This is a genomic window from Vibrio sp. 10N.261.55.C5 (genome assembly GCF_041470505.1).
Classification (GTDB): Bacteria; Pseudomonadota; Gammaproteobacteria; order Enterobacterales; family Vibrionaceae; genus Vibrio; species Vibrio crassostreae_C.
The window spans coordinates 18,171-36,315 of the sequence record NZ_JBFRMS010000034.1 but is presented as its reverse complement, the minus strand read 5'-3'; the positions used below and the strand labels follow the sequence as shown (position 1 = coordinate 36,315).

Below are 18,145 nucleotides of genomic sequence, written 5' to 3'. Positions count from 1 at the left end.
ATAAGTCTAAATCAGAGAGTATTTTAGTCGCCGAAAGTTAACCTTTGATTGAAAAAACATCACACGAATTTACGGTATCGTTTGCTATGAGATGAAGCTCACAAAAGCTTAGCGGGATTTTATATGTGTGCTGTATATTGCGCGCGCATCCCTATTTGAAGTGTGGTTATTAATCCCAATGAATATCAATAATCTTTCGATTAAGAGTAAAATCGCGATCCCGCTGTTGGTGATTGTGATTGTTTTTTCTACCGTTACTGTGCTTAATGTCATTAGATCTAATGCTCAGGCTGCGATTAATAACGAGCTCAATAATGTGGTTCAGCCAGTGCTAGATAACCTAGAAGATGGCTACCGAGATATCTACCAAATTATCGCTTCGGCACAAGGTCTGTTGCTTGCGAAAGACCAAGCGGCGGTCGAGTACCAAAAGTTTGAATTTAAAGACAACGCTTACAAAGCGGTTCCTCGTTTTGAAAGTGTCGAAACCTTGTATCAAGCGGGCGTGTTGGATCCATCTTCACGTGGCGAGTTATCAAAGCTTGTTAACGCGATGAGCAAGTGGGTGGCACTGCACGAGCCAATGTTCGCTGATCCGGCAAACGCAGACCAATACAATATTGATTACTCACCAGCGCTTGACGCAGAGTTTGCGATCATTCGTACTCAATTGCGCGATATCCGAACTCTGATCGAATTGAAACAGAAAGAGCTTCGCCAGCAAGCTGATGACTCTATTGAATCAAGCAAGTTGATCATTGAAGTGGGTATGGCAGTTGCTGTTTTTGCCGCGCTTTTTGCTATGTGGTTGTCGAATCGCTTTATCGTTCAGCCAATCCAGAACGTAGAGAAAGCGATGAATGAGATCGCATCGGGCGACGGTAACTTGTCTCAACGTATGAAGGTCGAAGGTAATGACGAGATCGCTCGTTTGAGTTCTGCTTTCAACCAGTTTGTTGGCAAGATCCATGTCACCGTGGAGCAAGTTATTCTCACATCGAACGCAGTACGTGGCGAGATGGAAAACATCAAATCACTCACGCAAAGTGTTGCTGAATTCTCGTCTAATCAACAGCGAGAAAGTGAAGTGGTCGCGGCTGCAGTTCATGAAATGCAAGCAACCAGTGAAGTGGTGAGTGGTAACGCATTAGATGCGGCAACCGCAAGTAACGTTGCAAACCATGAAGTGGAATCGGCCGATACTACGCTTGGCTTAACTGTTACTTCGATTGAACGCCTTGCGCAAGATATCGAGAACGCGGGTGGTGTGGTTCAAGAACTAGATACAGACGTGAAGAACATCGCCTCAATCCTTGGCGTGATTAAAGGTATTGCAGAGCAAACCAACCTACTTGCTTTGAATGCGGCAATTGAAGCGGCACGAGCGGGTGAACAAGGTCGTGGCTTTGCAGTTGTGGCTGATGAAGTTCGTGCGCTTGCGAGCAAAACTCAAGACAGTACAGGCGAAATCCAATCAATGATTGAACGCTTAGAAGTGGGGGCTAAACATGCGGTTGGCGTGATGACTGAAAGCAAAGTGAGTGGCGAGAAAACCATTGTTCAAGCAGGAACTGCAGCGTCTTCATTGAGTGAGATTCGAAACTCAATCGGTAAGATGAACGACATGAACACACAAATCGCTACAGCGGCTTCTCAGCAGTCCCAAGTGTCTGAAGAAGTGAATAAGAATGTTCAACGCATCGCTGAAAGCACCATGCAAATGGTTGAGATGGCGAGCAGCGCAGAAAATGCATGTATGGCATTAGCCGAACAGTGTGAAGCGCTTGATAGCCTTGTGTCTCAGTTTGAAGTGTGATCTTCAAAATTAGACAGACGCATATGAGCCGATAATGGTTGCTCGTTTGAATTCCATTAATCAGCGCTGAACGAAAAAAAGCCCGTACTCTATGAGTGCGGACTTTCTTTTTGACTAGGTGATCAGTTTTTAAACCTGATCAATCACTCAGTGTTAGCTGCTAAGACCGTCTTTGTATGTGTAACGGTAGTCCACTTTTACGTTCGCTTGGTAGTGGATGTCGCCGTTCATGTTAGTGATCTTTTTCACTTCCATATTTGCATCATCAATCTTGAACGAATCGTATTTGGTTGTCTGTTGGAACTGTGGCAGTTCTCTTGAAAGCTCAAAAGGTGTTTTTGCGCGTAACTCATCCATAAGGTTGGTGCCTGCATCGTATGCTTCGACTTCACTAGCATATGTGTCAGATTTTAGCGTTGTTTCTTGAATTGTTGTTTTAGTTGCTGCAAACGCAGTGGTGCTGAGTACAAGAGTTGATGCAAGTATGATTAACTTCTTCAAAGGGATACCTTACTTTGTTGTACCAGTGTTTTAGAGATTCTCACCCTAGCAATAGAGGATGAGGTTAATGTTAGGACAAAAATATGGTTCTGTAAGGGAATGACTATAGGTGCCGAAGATTAATGCACAGCGCATATCAAGCAAGGTGACACTGATATCTAACTTCAATACACTGTATGGGTAACCAAAGTTCAGCATAAGGTAAAGGCATGGCCAATTGGGAAGGGGTAAGTGAGTTTGTTGCAGTGGCAGAGCGTGAAAGCTTTACTGGTGCGGCGCAGAAGCTCGCTACGTCGGTGGCTCAAATCAGTCGTAGAGTAGCAAACCTCGAAGAACGACTCGCAGTGAAACTGCTCAATCGAACGACGCGTAAGGTGTCTCTTACAGAGGCTGGGCAACTCTATTATCAGCAGTGTAAGTTGCTGGTTGAAGGCTTAGAAATTGCTGAGCTTGCGGTCACGCAGATGCAATCCACACCCAAAGGCTTACTGAAAGTCACCGCGCCTGTGACTTATGGTGAGCGCCAACTCGCCCCAATACTGCATCAATTCTTAAAGCTTCACCCGCAAGTAGAGCTTGAGCTGATGCTGACCAATCAAAAGCTCGATCTTATCGATTCGGGTGTTGATGTTGCGATTCGTCTTGGCCGCTTGGAAGACTCAAGCCTTGTGGCAAAGAGGCTGTCTCAACGCCAACTTTATGTATGTGCAAGCCCTGAATATATTGAACGTTATGGGGAACCGCATACATTATCTGAATTAAATAATCATCAATGCTTAGTTGGTGGATTTGAACACTGGCGCTTTAAAGAAAATGGTCGCCCTCGTTCGGTTCGTGTTAACGGACGCATTAAGTGCAACAGCGGTTTAGCGTTATTAGATGCTGCGAAGCAGAGCATTGGCTTGGTGCAGTTACCTGAATACTACGTGAGTGAAGATCTAGACTCTGGAGAGTTAGTCGAAGTGCTTTCCGATTACCGAGACGACAAAGAAGGGATCTGGGCGTTGTACCCTCAGAACCGTAATCTATCTTCAAAGGTTCGCCTGCTGGTGGACTTCCTTTCTGAGCAATTGGATTAGTGTATGGCTTAAAACCTCCACCGATAAAAACGGGCTTCAGAATAGAGATTCTGAAGCCCGGCGTGTTTTAGGATTAATTATCGTTTGATTACGGCTTACTAGACCGAAAATGTATTAGACGGTGAAGCGATCCACCAAGTGATACAGCTCATTTGCACGACTGTTGAGGTTTTGGCTACCTGTACGGTTTTGATTCGCGAGTTCTGCCGATTGTGAGCTTTGGTCAGAAATCACCACGATGCGTTGAGATATTTCTTGTCCTACAATATTTTGCTGTTCAGTGGCTGTCGCAATAAGCGAGTTCATGTCCATGATGGTATCAATCGACGCTTGGATCTTCGCCAGTGCTTTGGCTGCGGCATTCGCTTCTTCCACGGTTTGCGCACTTCGGTTTTGACTTGAATCCATCGCTTTCACAGCAGCATCTGAGGCAGCTTTAAGTTGCTCAATCATCTTGTGAATGTCGCCAGTGCTTTCTTGAGTACGGCTTGCCAGTTTACGAACCTCATCGGCAACCACAGCAAACCCACGACCTTGTTCGCCTGCACGTGCAGCTTCAATCGCGGCATTCAACGCGAGTAGGTTAGTTTGCTCGGCAATGTCTTGGATGACCGCCAACGAAGAGGAGATATTCTGCACATCACCTTCTAAACGAGACACGACAGTGTTGGCTTCTGATACTTCGCTCGCTAGGCCTGCCACCGAATCTGCAGCGGCGTTTACTATCTGTTGCGCTTCTTTGGCATTGCCCTCTGCAAGTTTAGCGGAATCCGCCGCTTGGCTAGCGTTGCTCGAGATCTCTTGCGCCGTTGTGGTCATTTCAGTCATCGCCGTTGCAACTTGTTCAGTCTCTTCACGTTGCCCAGTAGCAATCTCGTCGACCTGCGCAGCGCGAGAAGACATGCTAGATGTCTCGGCTACGACTTGCTGACCGACATCGCTTACGCTGCGAATGATGGTTTGAAGGCTTGCCACGAAGGCGTTGAAGTTCTCGCTGAGCTTAGTGAACTCAGGCGCTTTAAATGTTTCCATTCGAGCGGTTAAATCGGCTTCGCCACTCGCGAATGCGCTGATTGAACGATCAAACTGCTCGAGTGGTCGCATGATGGTACGGTTGACGGCAACGGCAAACACAGCAACTACTAGGGCAATCAAACCACAGAATATAGCGATCGCCGTCAATGAGCTTTGTAACGCAGCATTTGAGCTCTCTTTCATCTCTGCGATGACCGCATCGATGTCGTCAGTATAGAAGCCTGTACCTAGCATCAAGTCCCACTGGGGAACGAATATCGAGTAGCTCAGTTTCGGTAGGGCTTCGGATTGACCAAGTTTTGGAAAGTAGTAGGTGGTGAATTCACCAAGCTTTGAGTTCTTGATCAAGTCACGAATCAGGTAGTTGCCTTTTTTGTCTTGCAGGTCGTAGTAGTTGTTACCAATACCATCGTTGTTTTGTCCAACAACCACTCGAACGCCTTTAGAGTCGTAGCCAAAGATGTAGCCAGATTCGCCATATTCGAGTGTTCTTAATGTTGGTAAGGCTTCTTCTAATGTTGCACCTCTATCCAAAAATGGGCTGATCGAAGAGTAGGCCATTTGTAGATACGCTTTGAGTTCCTTTTCTTTCATCGCCATCATATTGCTACGCGTCGATTCAACTTGCTGTGCGGTTAGCTCGGTGCTCTTCATATACGTCACGCTCATCATGCCAATTGCCATTAGTAGCAACGGAATGAAAGAGAGAATATAAAGGCGGTTTTTGATGGTTAGGGTCATGTCACGCTTCCTGTGTGATTATCTCATGCAATTTTCAACACATTATTAATGTGGTTTTAAAATGTAAATGGACTTGTTGTTGAATTGTTATCCAGAAATGTTTTTATTTTATAAACATGATGGCGGTTAGGTTTTTGACGTTAGAAGCCTTGCAACTAGGGGCTTAATGATAAAAAGAGCGGTTTGTTACGATGCTTTTGAATTTGGCGCTGCTTTGGTAGAATGCGACGCTTTGTAGCACCCTGCTATGTCTATTCGTTAAGTGAGAAAGATTCATGAACAAAAGCCATGTGACTATTGGTTTAACTAACCCAAAGAGCCCGACAAACGTTGGTGCTGTTATGCGCGCGGCTGGTTGTTACCAAGTCGACGAAGTTAAATACACAGGGCAACGCTACGAAAAAGCCGCAAAATTCCACACCGATACTAAGAGTGCTGCGCGTACTATCCCACTAACGGGTGTCGAGTCGTTTTTGGATAACCTTGATTCAGAAACGAAAATTGTTTGTGTAGAACTCGCTGAGGGTGCAACACCACTGCCGCGTTTTAAACACCCAGAAAATGCCATCTATATCTTTGGCCCTGAAGACGGTTCTATTTCTCAAGATGTCGCCGACAGAGCAGATCATGTTGTTTATGTACCAACAGTAGGCTGCATGAACTTGGCTGCGACAGTTAACGTGCTGCTTTATGATCGCCTTGCTAAGTCAGATGAAATGGACGAGAGCAACGAGCTGATTAAGAAAAGCCGTGATAACCGTAACCATCTGCTAATCAAAGAAAAGTAACTATTTACTTCTAGTAAAAGTAACGATCTGCTTCTAGTGTTATCTATCCCGTAAGCAATCGGATATTATCTTTGGTTCATCATTAGATAATTGAAGGGTTAGATAACACCATGGAAGACAAGCAATTACTTGCCGCGCTACAGCAACACTCTGTCCTCGATCTCTATCAGTTATTCCAAGAAGTTGGTCAAAACCGCTCTTTGTATGCATTACTAGAGAGGTTATCTTCCCTTAAAGAACATCATCAACTGAGTACTCGTCTTAGCCCTTTTAAGCCTCATATCGAAGGATTGCTAGCTCAATTTGATAGCGCCACGCCAGATAGCGAGATCCTCAAGGCAGTCGCTCTTCAGTCTGAGATTCAGCAACGAGGCCACAGTATGAGTCGTTACATCATGACATCAGATAACCATCGCCATTTTTCCCCAAGTGTAGACCTAGTCATGTTTGGTGATTCGATCACCGAATGGGCCCCGTGGGCGGATATCTTTCGCGATATCTCGATGGTCAATCGCGGTCTCGCGGGCGATACCACAACAGGCATGTTACGCCGTATTGATACCACGTTGAATGTGAAGCCCAAGCTGGTTTGCTTTATGGCAGGGATAAACGATTTAGCTCAGGGTTATGATGTCGACCATATCTACCAGAACTACATTGATATGCTTAAGGTGTGGCAAGAAAACGATATTCGAACATTGGTGCAATCAACGCTTTATGTTGGCTCTAAACTGCAAGGTTTAAATCCGTCGGTTGAACTGCTCAATAGCAAGCTAAGCGAGTACTGTACACAGCAAGGCATTGCGTTCTTAGATGTGAATTCAGTATTGTCGCCTAATAAGCTGTTGTCGAACAAGTACTCGTGTGATGATCTGCATTTGAATGCGAAGGCTTATCAAACTTGGGCTGAGATACTTCAACCTACGATAGCTGAGCTACTAAAATAGACTCACGCAAAACGCTAGCTAGACCGATAAACAGCTTAGCTAATACAAGAAAAGCCAAACCCTAGATTTGTTTCGCGAACCATAAGGACATCAATGTGAACCTAAGACAATTGGAAGTCTTTTACGCCATTATGCAGACCGGAACCGTATCTGGAGCCGCGCGCAGCTTGCATGTGTCGCAACCAAACGTGACCCGTATTTTGGCGCACACGGAGCAACAACTTGGGTTTGGCTTATTCGAACGAGTTAAAGGGCGATTGGTGCCAACGGTTGAGGCAAAAACCTTACTGCCAGAAGCGGAAAAGGTGTATCAGCAATTGGGGCAATTTCGATCTCTGACCAACAAAGTGAAGCAAGGCCATCAGCATTTACGCATTGGTGCGCCGCCGATTTTAGCGACTAAATTACTGACTCCGGTAATCGCCCAAATGTCTCGCGAGCAAAATGGCAGTAAGCAAGAGCTCTCTTTTGAGTTGCTGACTGCAAACCGTGATGAGCTGTGTGCTGGGTTATTAAAGCATGAGCTTGATATTGCTATCGCGTTTGGCGATGAAGCACCGCCTGCGATATTAAGTGAAACGCTATTAACCGAATCACTAAAGGTTTTGGTTCCTTCCAATACGGTTGATCATTTCCCCGCGGAATTGACGTTAGATGATCTGATCAATTATCCGCTGCCAATCATCGGGCTCGATAGCCGCGATCCATTAGGCTTCCTGTTACATCAAAGCCTTATTGCACGCGATGAGCATTATCACCACCCGATATCTGTACGTGGGTATAGCGCGGCGGCGGAACTGGTCAAGCACCAAGCGGGGTTTGCGATTGTTGATCCGTGGACGGCAGAGCAATATCAAAATGACGATGCGGTTTGTGTGTTGCCGCTTCAACCAGACATCCAATTTTCGGTATCGATGCTTTGCGCAGAGCACACCCCTCAGTCGATTTCCGTTAAGCAATTTATCGCTTCATTGAAAATCCATACTCACCCTATAACTTAAGGTTATAGGCTCGCCATAAATAGGCATTCGGCAGCTTCGAAGTTCTTAATTAAAGTAAACCCATACAAGGGCTTATTAATTAGGAATACTCATGTCGATCGCTCAACCTTACCTTCTTTTTCTTGGGGATGTTACTGACCCACTCGCTGCAAAAACAGCTCGCGGTATTCATCAATGGCGACCAGAAATCTGCCTAGGTCAACTGCGTTTAACGGGTGATACCGTTTCACTGGGCTTAACGGATATGACCCTGCAAGAGGCGCAAGCGCAGGGCGCGAAGACGCTAGTGATTGGTACCGCAAATCCGGGTGGTGTTATTCCTGATTCTTGGCAGTCAACCATTATGGCCGCTGCAGAAATGGGATATGAGATTGCATCTGGCATGCACCAACGATTGAGTGAATTTTCACCGCTTGCTGACATGCAGCAACAAGGATTGACTAAGCTTCATGATGTACGCCATTTTGACGGTGTTCTTAATGTTGGTAACGGTAAGCTTCGTCAAGGTAAGCGCCTGCTTACTGTCGGAACTGATTGCTCAGTAGGCAAAATGTTCTCGGCATTAGCGATTGAAAAGTCGCTTAAACAAGCGGGAACATCCGCTCAGTTTAAAGCGACAGGGCAGACAGGTATTTTGATTGAAGGCAGCGGTATTTCGATTGATGCGGTGGTTGCGGATTTTATTTCTGGCGCAGTTGAAGCGATTAGCCCTGATTTTACCGACCACGATTGGGACATCATTGAAGGGCAAGGCTCTTTGTTCAACCCTTCGTTTGCAGGCGTGAGTTTGGGTCTTTTACATGGCGCACAAGCTGATGCCTTAGTGCTGTGTCATGAAGTTGGGCGACCACATATTCGTAACCTTCCTCATGCTAAATTACCAAGCATAGAACAGACGATTGAAGCCAACTTGCAAGCGGCGCGACTGACTAATCCAGACGCGAAGCTGGTGGGTATCTGCTTGAACACGTCGGCGATTAGCATTGAAGAGGCTGAGACATTGTGCCAAGAATGGACCACACTCTATCAAGTGCCAGTGACGGACCCAGTGCGCTTTGGTGTACAACACATTACTGATCATTTGCGACATTCACTTTAACGACTTCATCATTTCTACGTTTCCATTTGTTAAAGTGAACATCAACCGAGTGAAATTATGAAGATTACAGCTGAACCCATTATTATCGCGATGCAAACGCCTTTTCGCATCTCTCGTGGCAGTCGAACTGAGTGTCACGTTGTTCGTGTTTACATTGAACATGGTGGCAAACGAGCTCAGGGCGAATGTACGCCTTACCCACGATACGGCGAGTCATCGGAGTCTGTGTTAGCGCAAATCCAGCAAGCTGCTAGCTCTCTTGAAATGGCCTTTGAGCGCGGCATGACTGATCCTGAAGAATTACGAGATCATCTTCAGTCTTTATTGACCGGAGGGGCAGCGCGCAATGCGGTCGATTGTGCGCTTTGGGATTTTGAAGCGCAGCAGAATGACCAGATTTTCCCAAATAGCTTGTTCGAGTTGCCTGCTCAAATCGTGACAGCAATGACAGTCTCGATTGGCACGCCAGAAGCGATGGCGACTCAAGCTCGAGACTATGTCGCGAATGGTGCGAAACTTCTGAAAGTGAAGCTTGATGGCGAGCAAGTGGTAGAGCGTGTTCGCGCGGTACGAGAAGCTGCGACAGATGTTCAAATTGTATTGGATGCCAATGAAGCGTGGACAGGGTTGAATCTCGAAGAGTTGTTCAATCAACTGGTAGAATTTGATATTGCGATGATCGAGCAGCCGTTACCCCAACAGCATGATGCCTCACTGGCGCACATCAAGCACCCGATACCACTGTGTGCCGATGAAAGTTGTCATACTACCTCACAGCTCTCATCGTTGTTGGGCAAGTATGAAATGGTCAACATCAAGCTCGATAAAACGGGCGGCCTGACTGAAGCATTGGTACTTGCAGAAGAAGCCCAAAGGCTCGGTTTTACTCTGATGTCGGGTTGTATGCTCGGTACATCGTTGGCGATACGTGCAGCTCTGCCTATCGCCGTTCAATCTGAAATCGTCGACCTCGATGGCCCAGTCTTACTTGGCCAAGATGTAACACCAGCACTGACTTATCGAGATGGGATGATTGTTCTTTAAGTTCCTAACAAATTAGCTAGGAATCTCTCCATACAAAAATCGCATAAGCGTTAACTTATGCGATTTTTTGTTTGTACCGTTTTACAGAGATAAGTAAACCATACTGCAACTACTCACTTGCTTCATTGAGTGGGGTGTACTGAACTGCTAAATACAACCCGCCTAGAAAATACAGTGTTTAGCAAAATCGCCAGCTTCATTAGCCGTCCAGTCACCTTTAGGCTTTTCTTTCATATCCGCACACCAAGCTTCACTGCCAACCTCGGTACAAGCCATTAATTGAGTAGCAAGGAAAAGTATCAACGCGATTTTCTTCATAATAAACATTCCGTTGTGGTCTAAATTTCTGCTTATAACTGTATCAAATCCCACAAGTGATTGTTATAGCTGCTAAGAACTTAAGGGCGTTAATAATGATGTGGGGTTGAGCTGAATTCGAGGGACGGTAAAGAAGCGAAGGTTTGCTTGGCTTTAAGATCGAAAAAGCCAGCAATGTATGCTGGCTTTGAAATTCTTAATAAGTTTCTATTCGTTATTTCGCTTTAACTACTTATCGATTTATACCAATTTCATCTCTTGGATGATGTCCGAAGCAATCTCTGGCTTCGTGCTTGTTGGTTTCTCGTGTAGGTCGGCTTTCAATTGTCCCTTACGGTTACTTAGGCCCGCTTCAAGTTTCTTAAGTGCTGCAGCGATAGCTGGGTACATAACATCGTCTGTCGATTTTGCTGTTACTCGTACACCTTCGTAGTTGGTGAATACTTCAACCTGATGTTGACCGTGTTCTTTAGTAATGATGATGTCGCAACTGATCAGTGATGGGAAATGGTTAGATATCTTCTCGAATTTACCTTCGATGTCTTTGCGTGACTCGTCGTTAATTGATACATGATGTGTTTGAACATTTATTTTCATAAATCATACCTTTCCAATGACTGTGTCATTTAAACGTAGCAAACATCGCATAGATTAACCAACTGAGAATTAGCACATGTGTGATTGACTTCAGTGTTATCAAATATTCTCTTGTTACTCCCTTGAAAGTCCGATGAACTGATCGCATAATATGTTTCGTGTTTTAAAGACATGTTCAAAAAAACTCCATCCTTGATAATTTGCGCTAACCTACAGCGAATTCCCAGTGAATCTCTCTTTATCGGTTTTATAATTCCGAACTTGTCACTCCATTGATTTTCTTTCCAGCTCACTCACTTTTTCTTCTTTGATTAAAAACTCAGCTTAAGTTACTAATTTATAGACACTCAACTGCCCACTCCATATTGAAGTGAAACTCTCCTGCTGTGAGTTGAGACTCGGGTATGGTAATGCGTGCTCGAATATCGACTTCTTTATTGGATGCCAGTTGATCGACAGGAAATTCGACGCCCTGACGCCAATAATTAATGTCACCTTCATAGCGAACCGGCGTTTCGACTTTGAATCGCACAAGTTCTGAAATGCGAGACTCATCAATTGAGCCTAGATCAATATGTTGCAGTTTGAGCAACAATCGAGAATCTTTGCGATTGGACTCAAGCTTAAGCGTTATCGCTCGGCCATCGTATTCTCGGCCACTGAATTTAAGCCGTTTAAGCGTATTAAAACCATCAAAGCCATTAAGATTGATGCAGAAATGCTGGAGCTGTTAGGCAGTGAAGATGGCAACACGGCGATGATCAAAGTGAGCTGGGATGAGAAGGGAATGAAGGTCTATAAGGATGGCTACTTAGCGGATTATGAGTACGGGATTGCCCCTCATGAGATGCAAGAAAACTACGAATTAGCACCTAAGTAACTCGATTCGATTGCAGAAAAGCGCCTTACTTATTAGTGGGCGCTTTTCTTTTGCTCACCAAAGCATGACGAAACTCACACTTTTCTGACAATTAATGACTCGTTGTGCTAGTATGCGCCGCTTGTCTTTGTAATTGATAAAAAACGCATTACCAAAACAGACTTTTCTGTTTACCTGCTTGTAATGACCTCATTCAGTTTGGCCTGACTTGGCTGAACATCTGCATTTTGCTCGGACGCAAAGAGAGTAGTTCTCACTACTTCACTATGTACATTTGAGAGCACCATCTATCAAAGGCCTTTTTGAAACAACCTAAATTAGCGCGAACTTAGTTCAGCGTGAAGGGTTTCGTTTTTCCAAAAATCCCTCCGGCGGCTAAGTGAACCTTAGTTGCTGACAAATAAGGAGTCTATATGACGACTACGGTATCTACATCCGTACCTACATCTCAAGCTGCTAACGCAGCGCCCACAGAGAAAGAAGTAAACCACCCGTTTCTCTCTTTGGTTATCATGGTGATCGTTGCTGCAATTGCAACTTACTTCATCCCTGCTGGTGAATTCGAGCGAGTGGTCATGAATGGCCGCACGGTTATCGACCCAGACAGCTACACACAATTGACCAGCAACCCAACAACATTAGCCTCTTTTTTCGAATCATTTTTTAAAGGCTTCAAATCCGCTTCTGGCGTGATGGGCGTTGTGGTATTTGTGGGTGGTGCTTTTGGCATTATCAAACACATGGGTCTGTTAGACGCATCCGTTGTTGCACTAACTACTAAGCTAAAGAAGCAAGGCTTATACGTGATTGCGCCTGTGATCATGACGGCGATCTTCTTCAACGTTACCTTCACCGGTATGCGTGAACTTGATGTCATTTTTATCTCTTTGATGATCCCGATCTGTATCAAGCTTGGCTATGACGCGATTACGGCACTTGGCGTTGTTTTACTGGCAAGTTGTGCCGGTTTCGCGGCCGCTTTGGCTAACCCATTCTTTACGGGTATTGCACACACTATCGCTGAACTGCCTATGTATTCAGGCATGTGGTACCGCTTTATTGTTGGTATGTTCATGTTGTTAACGGGTGCATGGTATGTGCTTAACTACGCGCGCAAAGTTAAGCAAGATCCGACCAAAGGCTTGTTACACGGCACGGGTTACCACTATGAATCAAATGTTGAAGCGAAAACACTGACCACACGTGAAAAGCTTGCGGGCATCGCGTTCTTGGGCGTATTCGCATACATGATCTTCGGCACGTTGACGATGGGGTTCGGCTTCACCGAGATTGCGGGTGCATTCGTGGCGATGGCTATTATTCCGGGTTTGGTGGCGGGTTTATCTCCGAACAAGATCTGTGAGTATTGGACCAAAGGTGTTAGCGACGTATTGATCGCGGTACTGATCATCTTTTTTGCTCGTTCAGTGCTAACCATTATGGAAGACGCGAAGATTGTTGATTCTATTATCTTCTATCTTGCACAGATCATTTCTGGTAGCTCTAAACTTGTGGCAGCAGCAGGGATCTACTTCTCGCAGGCTGCGATCAACCTGTTCATTCCATCGGGCAGTGGCCAAGCGGTGATCACCATGCCAATCATTATTCCGTTGGCAGATATTGGTGAAGTGACTCGTCAAGTGGCGGCACTGGCTTCTCAATTGGGTGATGGTATTTCTAACTATATTTACCCAACCAATGGTGGCTTGTTGGCGGTATTGGCTATAGCAAAAGTACCTTACACCAAGTGGGTTCGTTTCTTCTTACCACTGTTCTTGTTCTGGTCGGTAGGCGCTTTGGTTTCTGTTGTGATTGCTCAAATGATTGAGTTAGGGCCTTTCTAAGGTTTCTGTTTAATCGAATACATGGACAGTTAAGGCTTAACTGAAGCTGTGTGAGTAAATAAGAAGGCAGCGAATTCGCTGCCTTTTTTCGTTTAAAGAAAAGCTATTCCAACGTTAAAGGTTACTCTTCAAATTGGTAAGAAGAGGGCACCACAATCACGCCTTGTTTTGATATGTGGAAGCGTTTCGCATCGGCAAGGCCATCAAGACCGATCTGGGTTCCGTCAGGCACCTTAACGTTCTTGTCGATGATGCAGTTTTGTATGTGGCAATTTTTTCCAATCTCAACATCTTCAAAAAGAATACTGTCAATCACAATGGCCGCGTTGTTGACTTTTACCTTAGGAAAGAAGATCGAATTCTGCGCTGAACCACCCTCTATCACCACACCATTTGCGATCATTGAGTTAATAAATATACCTTGATTACCTTCTATTGACGCTATGGTTCGCGCGGGCGGCAATTGAGGTTCGTAAGTTCGAATTGCCCAATCAGGTTGATATAAATCGATAGGAGAAACCGGTTTTAGTAAGTCCATATTGGCTTGGTAATAAGAGTCGAGTGTACCGACATCTCTCCAGTATGCATCTTGTGTGACTCTGCCTTCGGTATCTCCAAACTTGTAAGCATAAACGCTTTTCTCACCCACTAATTTAGGTATCACGTCTTTGCCAAAATCGTGGCTGGAGTCTGGATTTTCTGCGTCCGCCAATAGTGCTTGTGTTAACACTTCTTTATCGAAGATATAAATACCCATTGAAGCCATGCTTCGTGTTGGTCTTCCGGGTACGCATGCAGGGTAGCGTGGTTTTTCTGTGAAGTTACTTATTTGATGCGCTTCGTTAATTTCCATAACGCCAAACTCTTTGGCTTCGTCAATCGACACTTCCATACAAGCCACGGTTAAGTCGGCTTCATTCTGTTTATGTTGTTTGAGCATTGGCGCGTAGTCCATACGATATATATGGTCGCCTGACAACACCACCACATGCTTCGCTTCACTGCGAGAGAGCAAATACAAGTTTTGATAAATGGCGTCGGCCGTACCGCTGTACCAGCTATCACCTGTTCGCATTTGTGGGGGGACATTGGTGATGTATTCGCCAAGCTCGGGGTTAAGCACCGACCAACCATCTCGTAAATGTTTTTGTAAAGAGTGAGATTTGTATTGAGTCAGCACTAAAATTTGGCGTAGCCCAGAGTGTAAGCAGTTCGCGAGTGTGAAATCGATGATTCGATATTTGCCACCAAAGGGTACCGCAGGTTTTGCACGGTTATCGGTGAGAGGGGAAAGCCGAGAGCCAACACCGCCGGCCAGAACGATTGTTAGAGTGTCTTGCATGATCAGAACCTCAATGTATTTATGATTATGAACATAGACTTGCAAGCACTAAGCCAAATGTAACTCATTGAATATTATACGAGGCGAGATTGATTCTTGTTGTTTTGCACCAAAATGGTGCACGTGAGATGTTGGCTTGCTCTATTTTGATCCAAAAAAGATCCGAATAGAGTGAATTGATTGGATTAACAAAATGACGCACGGAAAAGCTGCATTACAAAACTGTCAATAAAATGAAGGAATAAAGTGATCGGGTCGATATAAATTTACATAAATAATCACAACTTTTCACAAATTGATTTCCATCAATAAAGTAGGGTTATTCTATGATACCTTGCACGCAAAATAAGAAATGATTACTCATTCACCAACAAAGATTAAGCCCCCAAAAGGAAATTATAATGAAAAAAACAGTATGTGGTATTGCGGTTATTGCGGCTCTTATGTCAACCAACGTTCTTGCTCATAAAGAAGGTGATTTCATCATCCGTGCAGGTGCAGCAATGGTATCTCCTAACGATAGCAGTGGAGATGTTCTGGAGACATCGGGGTCAAAATTTGGTGTGGATTCAAACACCCAACTTGGTTTGACATTTGGCTATATGTTTACAGATAACATCAGTCTTGAAATTCTTGCAGCAACGCCATTCTCTCATACAATCTCTACAAATCATGGTGGTCTAGGCGATATCGCTGACACAAAACACCTACCACCTACGCTGATGGTGCAGTACTACTTCGGTGAAGCAAACAGCAAATTCCGTCCTTACGTAGGCGCGGGTATCAACTACACCGTATTTTTCGATGAAGAACTTAATGGTACGGGCAAAGATGCTGGTTTGAGCGACTTGTCTCTTGATGACTCTTGGGGTCTTGCTGCAAACATCGGTATGGACTACATGATCAATGAAGATTGGTTCTTGAACGCATCGGTTTGGTACGCAGATATCGACACTACAGCTAAATACAAAGCGGGTGGTGTTCAGTACTCAACAGACGTTGATATCGACCCATGGGTATTCATGATCGGTGGTGGTTACAACTTCTAACCTACGATTCAGTTTACTAAGGCGCTCAAGCACCAGCCAGCTTGTGCGCCTTTTTTTGTGTGCTTGTTAATGAAATGCTCATTCCAACCCTCTGTTGTTATGGGTAAAAGAAACCGATTGTCGTCACCTATTGTTAACAAAAGGGAAAGATAACTGTCATAAGCGGCCTCTATGATCGCGATTCAAATTATGGAGGATATATGAATCGCAAATTTAATAAGCTGACACTATTACTACCTATCGCGGTAAGTTCTGCTCTAGTAGGGTGTTCTCAATCAACGACTGCTACGCCATCCCAAACGTCACTTGATGCATTTAGCCTTCAATGCCAATCCATCAAGCAGCCAAGCGCTTCCGATGCTGAGGTAACCGGAATCAGCCTGGTTGGACGTGCTATTGCCGATGCCCCGTTTGATACTTCAGCAGCCGAAATCGTCAGCTACGATTCATGTACCGACAAGCTTTATGTCGTCAATGCTCAAGCACAAAAAGTCGATGTGTTATCGATAAACTCTGACAGCGCACCAGCATCTGAGGGCTCTATCGACCTTCAATCAGCGGCTGCAGCTTCTGGTATTGATATTGGTGCAGCGAACAGTGTGTCGACTCATCAAGGATTAGTTGCTGTCGCGATTGAAAATGCTGACAAGCAACAAAACGGCATCATTGCCCTTTATCGTTCAGACACGTTAGAGCTGATTACTACTTATACGGCTGGTGCATTACCGGACATGGTGAGCTTCTCGAAAGATGGTCGCTACATTGCCTCTGCAAATGAAGGTGAGCCGAATGCAGATTACAGCATTGACCCTGAAGGCTCTGTGACGCTGGTCGATTTAGCGAATGGGCCGATGCAAGCGAAAGTCACGCAGATTGATTTCAAGGTATTCAATCAAGGTCAGTCTCGCCATGCAGAGCTGACCGACAAGGTTCGAATCTCTGTGCCGAATGCAACCGTTGCTCAAGACCTTGAACCGGAATACCTAACGTTTGCTGATAACGGAAAACTCTACGTTGCCCTTCAAGAGAACAACGCATTGGCAGCCATTGATGTGGTGAGTGCACAAGTGGATGCGATTCTTGGACTAGGCGGCAAGCCTTGGGATAACGCTAAGCTAGATGCGTCAAACAAAGACAAAAACATCGGTAATCTCCAAAGCTACGCAATGTTAGAAGGCCTTTACATGCCAGACAGCATCACCAGCTACAGTGTTGATGGCAACACCTATATTGTGACTGCGAATGAAGGTGATGGTCGTGAGTATGGCATCAAAACCACGCAAGAAATGTGTGACGAGAAAGGTTTTGAGTGGGATGGCGATGACTATCAAGGCACCGAAAACTACACCACAGAAAAAGACTTTTGTATCGCGTATGTCGATGAAGTACGCGGCAAGAAGTTAGACGTTGACGCTAACCACCCATTAGCGGGTGCATTGAAAGACAATAATCAATTGGCTCGCCTTAAGGTGATTAAGCCACAAGGGACACTTGCAGCTGACCAAAAGGTTCAAGCATTCGGCAGCCGCTCGTTCTCTATCTGGGATGAGTCAGGCGAGCTAGTGTTTGATAGCGGCGATGATTTTGCTCGAATCGTTCTGGAGCAAGATCCTGCAAACTTCAACAGCACCAATGATAACAACCAAATTGGTGACGATCGTAGCGATGACAAAGGTGTAGAACCTGAGGCTATCGAAGTGGCTGAGATTAACGGTAAGCACTATGCCTTTATTGGTCTTGAGCGCCAAGGTGGCATCATGGTTTACGACGTAACGCAGCCTAAAAATGCAAGTTTCATCAGCTACTTGAACAACCGAGACTTTACACAACCAGTGTGCACTAAGGTTGATGAAGACGGTGATTGCGACAACGATACTTACAACTCGAAAGCAGGTGACTTAGGCCCTGAATCAATTAAGTATTTCACACGTTCAGGTAACCACTTTATTGCGGTTGGGAACGAAGTAAGTGGTAGCACATCAGTTTATCGCGTTGAGTTTTAATCACGGTTACTGCGTGTAACTAGACTCAACAAAAACAAAAGCGCCACGACTTGTTAAGTCG

The 18,145-nt window shown here is 45.1% G+C and carries 16 protein-coding genes and 1 pseudogene; 11 read left to right on the top strand and 6 right to left on the bottom strand.

What is annotated here, in order from left to right; genetic code table 11:
* The first annotated feature begins 178 nt into the window (after window positions 1-178).
* Window positions 179-1,816: a methyl-accepting chemotaxis protein gene (locus AB4263_RS13735; protein ID WP_372098378.1), complete on the top strand. Its 1,638-nt coding sequence runs from the start codon at window positions 179-181 to the stop codon at window positions 1,814-1,816.
* A 153-nt stretch (window positions 1,817-1,969) separates the two neighbouring features.
* On the opposite strand, the gene AB4263_RS13730 is transcribed toward AB4263_RS13735, so the two are convergent.
* Window positions 1,970-2,317, bottom strand: a complete 348-nt coding sequence (locus AB4263_RS13730) for a DUF3316 domain-containing protein (protein WP_017064934.1) — start codon at window positions 2,315-2,317, stop codon at window positions 1,970-1,972.
* Between the two features lie 209 nt (window positions 2,318-2,526).
* Between AB4263_RS13730 and AB4263_RS13725 the strand changes: the two genes are divergently transcribed.
* Window positions 2,527-3,396, top strand: a complete 870-nt coding sequence (locus AB4263_RS13725; protein WP_017061672.1) for a LysR family transcriptional regulator — start codon at window positions 2,527-2,529, stop codon at window positions 3,394-3,396.
* A 114-nt stretch (window positions 3,397-3,510) separates the two neighbouring features.
* Here the strand turns inward: AB4263_RS13725 and AB4263_RS13720 are convergent, their stop codons facing one another.
* Entirely contained in the window at window positions 3,511-5,172 is a 1,662-nt protein-coding gene (locus tag AB4263_RS13720; RefSeq protein ID WP_372098377.1) for a methyl-accepting chemotaxis protein, read from the bottom strand.
* Window positions 5,173-5,447: 275 nt separating this feature from the next.
* Here AB4263_RS13720 and AB4263_RS13715 point away from each other — a divergent pair, with 275 nt between their 5' ends.
* The 5 genes from AB4263_RS13715 to dgcA all read left to right on the top strand — a co-directional run bounded on the left by AB4263_RS13715 (window position 5,448) and on the right by dgcA (window position 10,051).
* Window positions 5,448-5,960: an RNA methyltransferase gene (locus AB4263_RS13715; RefSeq protein ID WP_017111519.1), complete on the top strand. Its 513-nt coding sequence runs from the start codon at window positions 5,448-5,450 to the stop codon at window positions 5,958-5,960.
* A 110-nt stretch (window positions 5,961-6,070) separates the two neighbouring features.
* Window positions 6,071-6,907, top strand: a complete 837-nt coding sequence (locus AB4263_RS13710; protein ID WP_372098376.1) for an SGNH/GDSL hydrolase family protein — start codon at window positions 6,071-6,073, stop codon at window positions 6,905-6,907.
* A 95-nt stretch (window positions 6,908-7,002) separates the two neighbouring features.
* Window positions 7,003-7,908: a LysR family transcriptional regulator gene (locus AB4263_RS13705; RefSeq protein WP_372098374.1), complete on the top strand. Its 906-nt coding sequence runs from the start codon at window positions 7,003-7,005 to the stop codon at window positions 7,906-7,908.
* Window positions 7,909-7,999: 91 nt separating this feature from the next.
* Complete coding sequence (gene dgcN / locus AB4263_RS13700; RefSeq protein WP_017061677.1) at window positions 8,000-9,007, top strand: N-acetyltransferase DgcN; 1,008 nt, start codon at window positions 8,000-8,002, stop codon at window positions 9,005-9,007.
* Window positions 9,008-9,064: 57 nt separating this feature from the next.
* Window positions 9,065-10,051 carry an N-acetyl-D-Glu racemase DgcA gene (gene dgcA, locus AB4263_RS13695; protein ID WP_372098373.1) on the top strand — a complete coding sequence of 329 codons (987 nt, stop codon included), beginning with the start codon at window positions 9,065-9,067 and terminating at the stop codon, window positions 10,049-10,051.
* Window positions 10,052-10,213: 162 nt separating this feature from the next.
* Here the strand turns inward: dgcA and AB4263_RS13690 are convergent, their stop codons facing one another.
* From AB4263_RS13690 to AB4263_RS13680, 3 genes are all read right to left on the bottom strand, one after another.
* Window positions 10,214-10,369 (bottom strand): DUF3012 domain-containing protein, encoded by a 156-nt coding sequence (locus AB4263_RS13690; RefSeq protein WP_017061679.1) that lies wholly within the window; start codon window positions 10,367-10,369, stop codon window positions 10,214-10,216.
* Window positions 10,370-10,609: 240 nt separating this feature from the next.
* Window positions 10,610-10,966: a ribosome hibernation-promoting factor, HPF/YfiA family gene (hpf, locus tag AB4263_RS13685; protein WP_017061680.1), complete on the bottom strand. Its 357-nt coding sequence runs from the start codon at window positions 10,964-10,966 to the stop codon at window positions 10,610-10,612.
* A 337-nt stretch (window positions 10,967-11,303) separates the two neighbouring features.
* Window positions 11,304-11,561 (bottom strand): hypothetical protein, encoded by a 258-nt coding sequence (locus AB4263_RS13680; RefSeq protein ID WP_229648214.1) that lies wholly within the window; start codon window positions 11,559-11,561, stop codon window positions 11,304-11,306.
* Window positions 11,562-11,618: 57 nt separating this feature from the next.
* Here AB4263_RS13680 and AB4263_RS13675 point away from each other — a divergent pair.
* Together AB4263_RS13675 and AB4263_RS13670 are read left to right on the top strand one after the other, a co-directional pair.
* Window positions 11,619-11,846: pseudogene (locus tag AB4263_RS13675) on the top strand (hypothetical protein); the annotation flags it as partial.
* Window positions 11,847-12,259: 413 nt separating this feature from the next.
* On the top strand, window positions 12,260-13,690 hold the full coding sequence (locus AB4263_RS13670; RefSeq protein ID WP_017066892.1) for a YfcC family protein: 1,431 nt from the start codon (window positions 12,260-12,262) through the stop codon (window positions 13,688-13,690).
* 121 nt (window positions 13,691-13,811) lie between these two features.
* On the opposite strand, the gene glgC is transcribed toward AB4263_RS13670, so the two are convergent.
* A complete protein-coding gene (glgC, locus tag AB4263_RS13665; protein ID WP_372098372.1) occupies window positions 13,812-15,032 on the bottom strand; it encodes a glucose-1-phosphate adenylyltransferase in 1,221 nt (406 codons plus the stop codon).
* Window positions 15,033-15,433: 401 nt separating this feature from the next.
* Here glgC and ompW point away from each other — a divergent pair, with 401 nt between their 5' ends.
* A complete protein-coding gene (gene ompW, locus AB4263_RS13660) occupies window positions 15,434-16,081 on the top strand; it encodes an outer membrane protein OmpW (protein WP_017064924.1) in 648 nt (215 codons plus the stop codon).
* A 200-nt stretch (window positions 16,082-16,281) separates the two neighbouring features.
* Window positions 16,282-18,084, top strand: coding sequence for a choice-of-anchor I family protein (locus AB4263_RS13655; protein WP_372098370.1), 1,803 nt, complete (start codon window positions 16,282-16,284; stop codon window positions 18,082-18,084).
* Window positions 18,085-18,145: the final 61 nt, after the last annotated feature.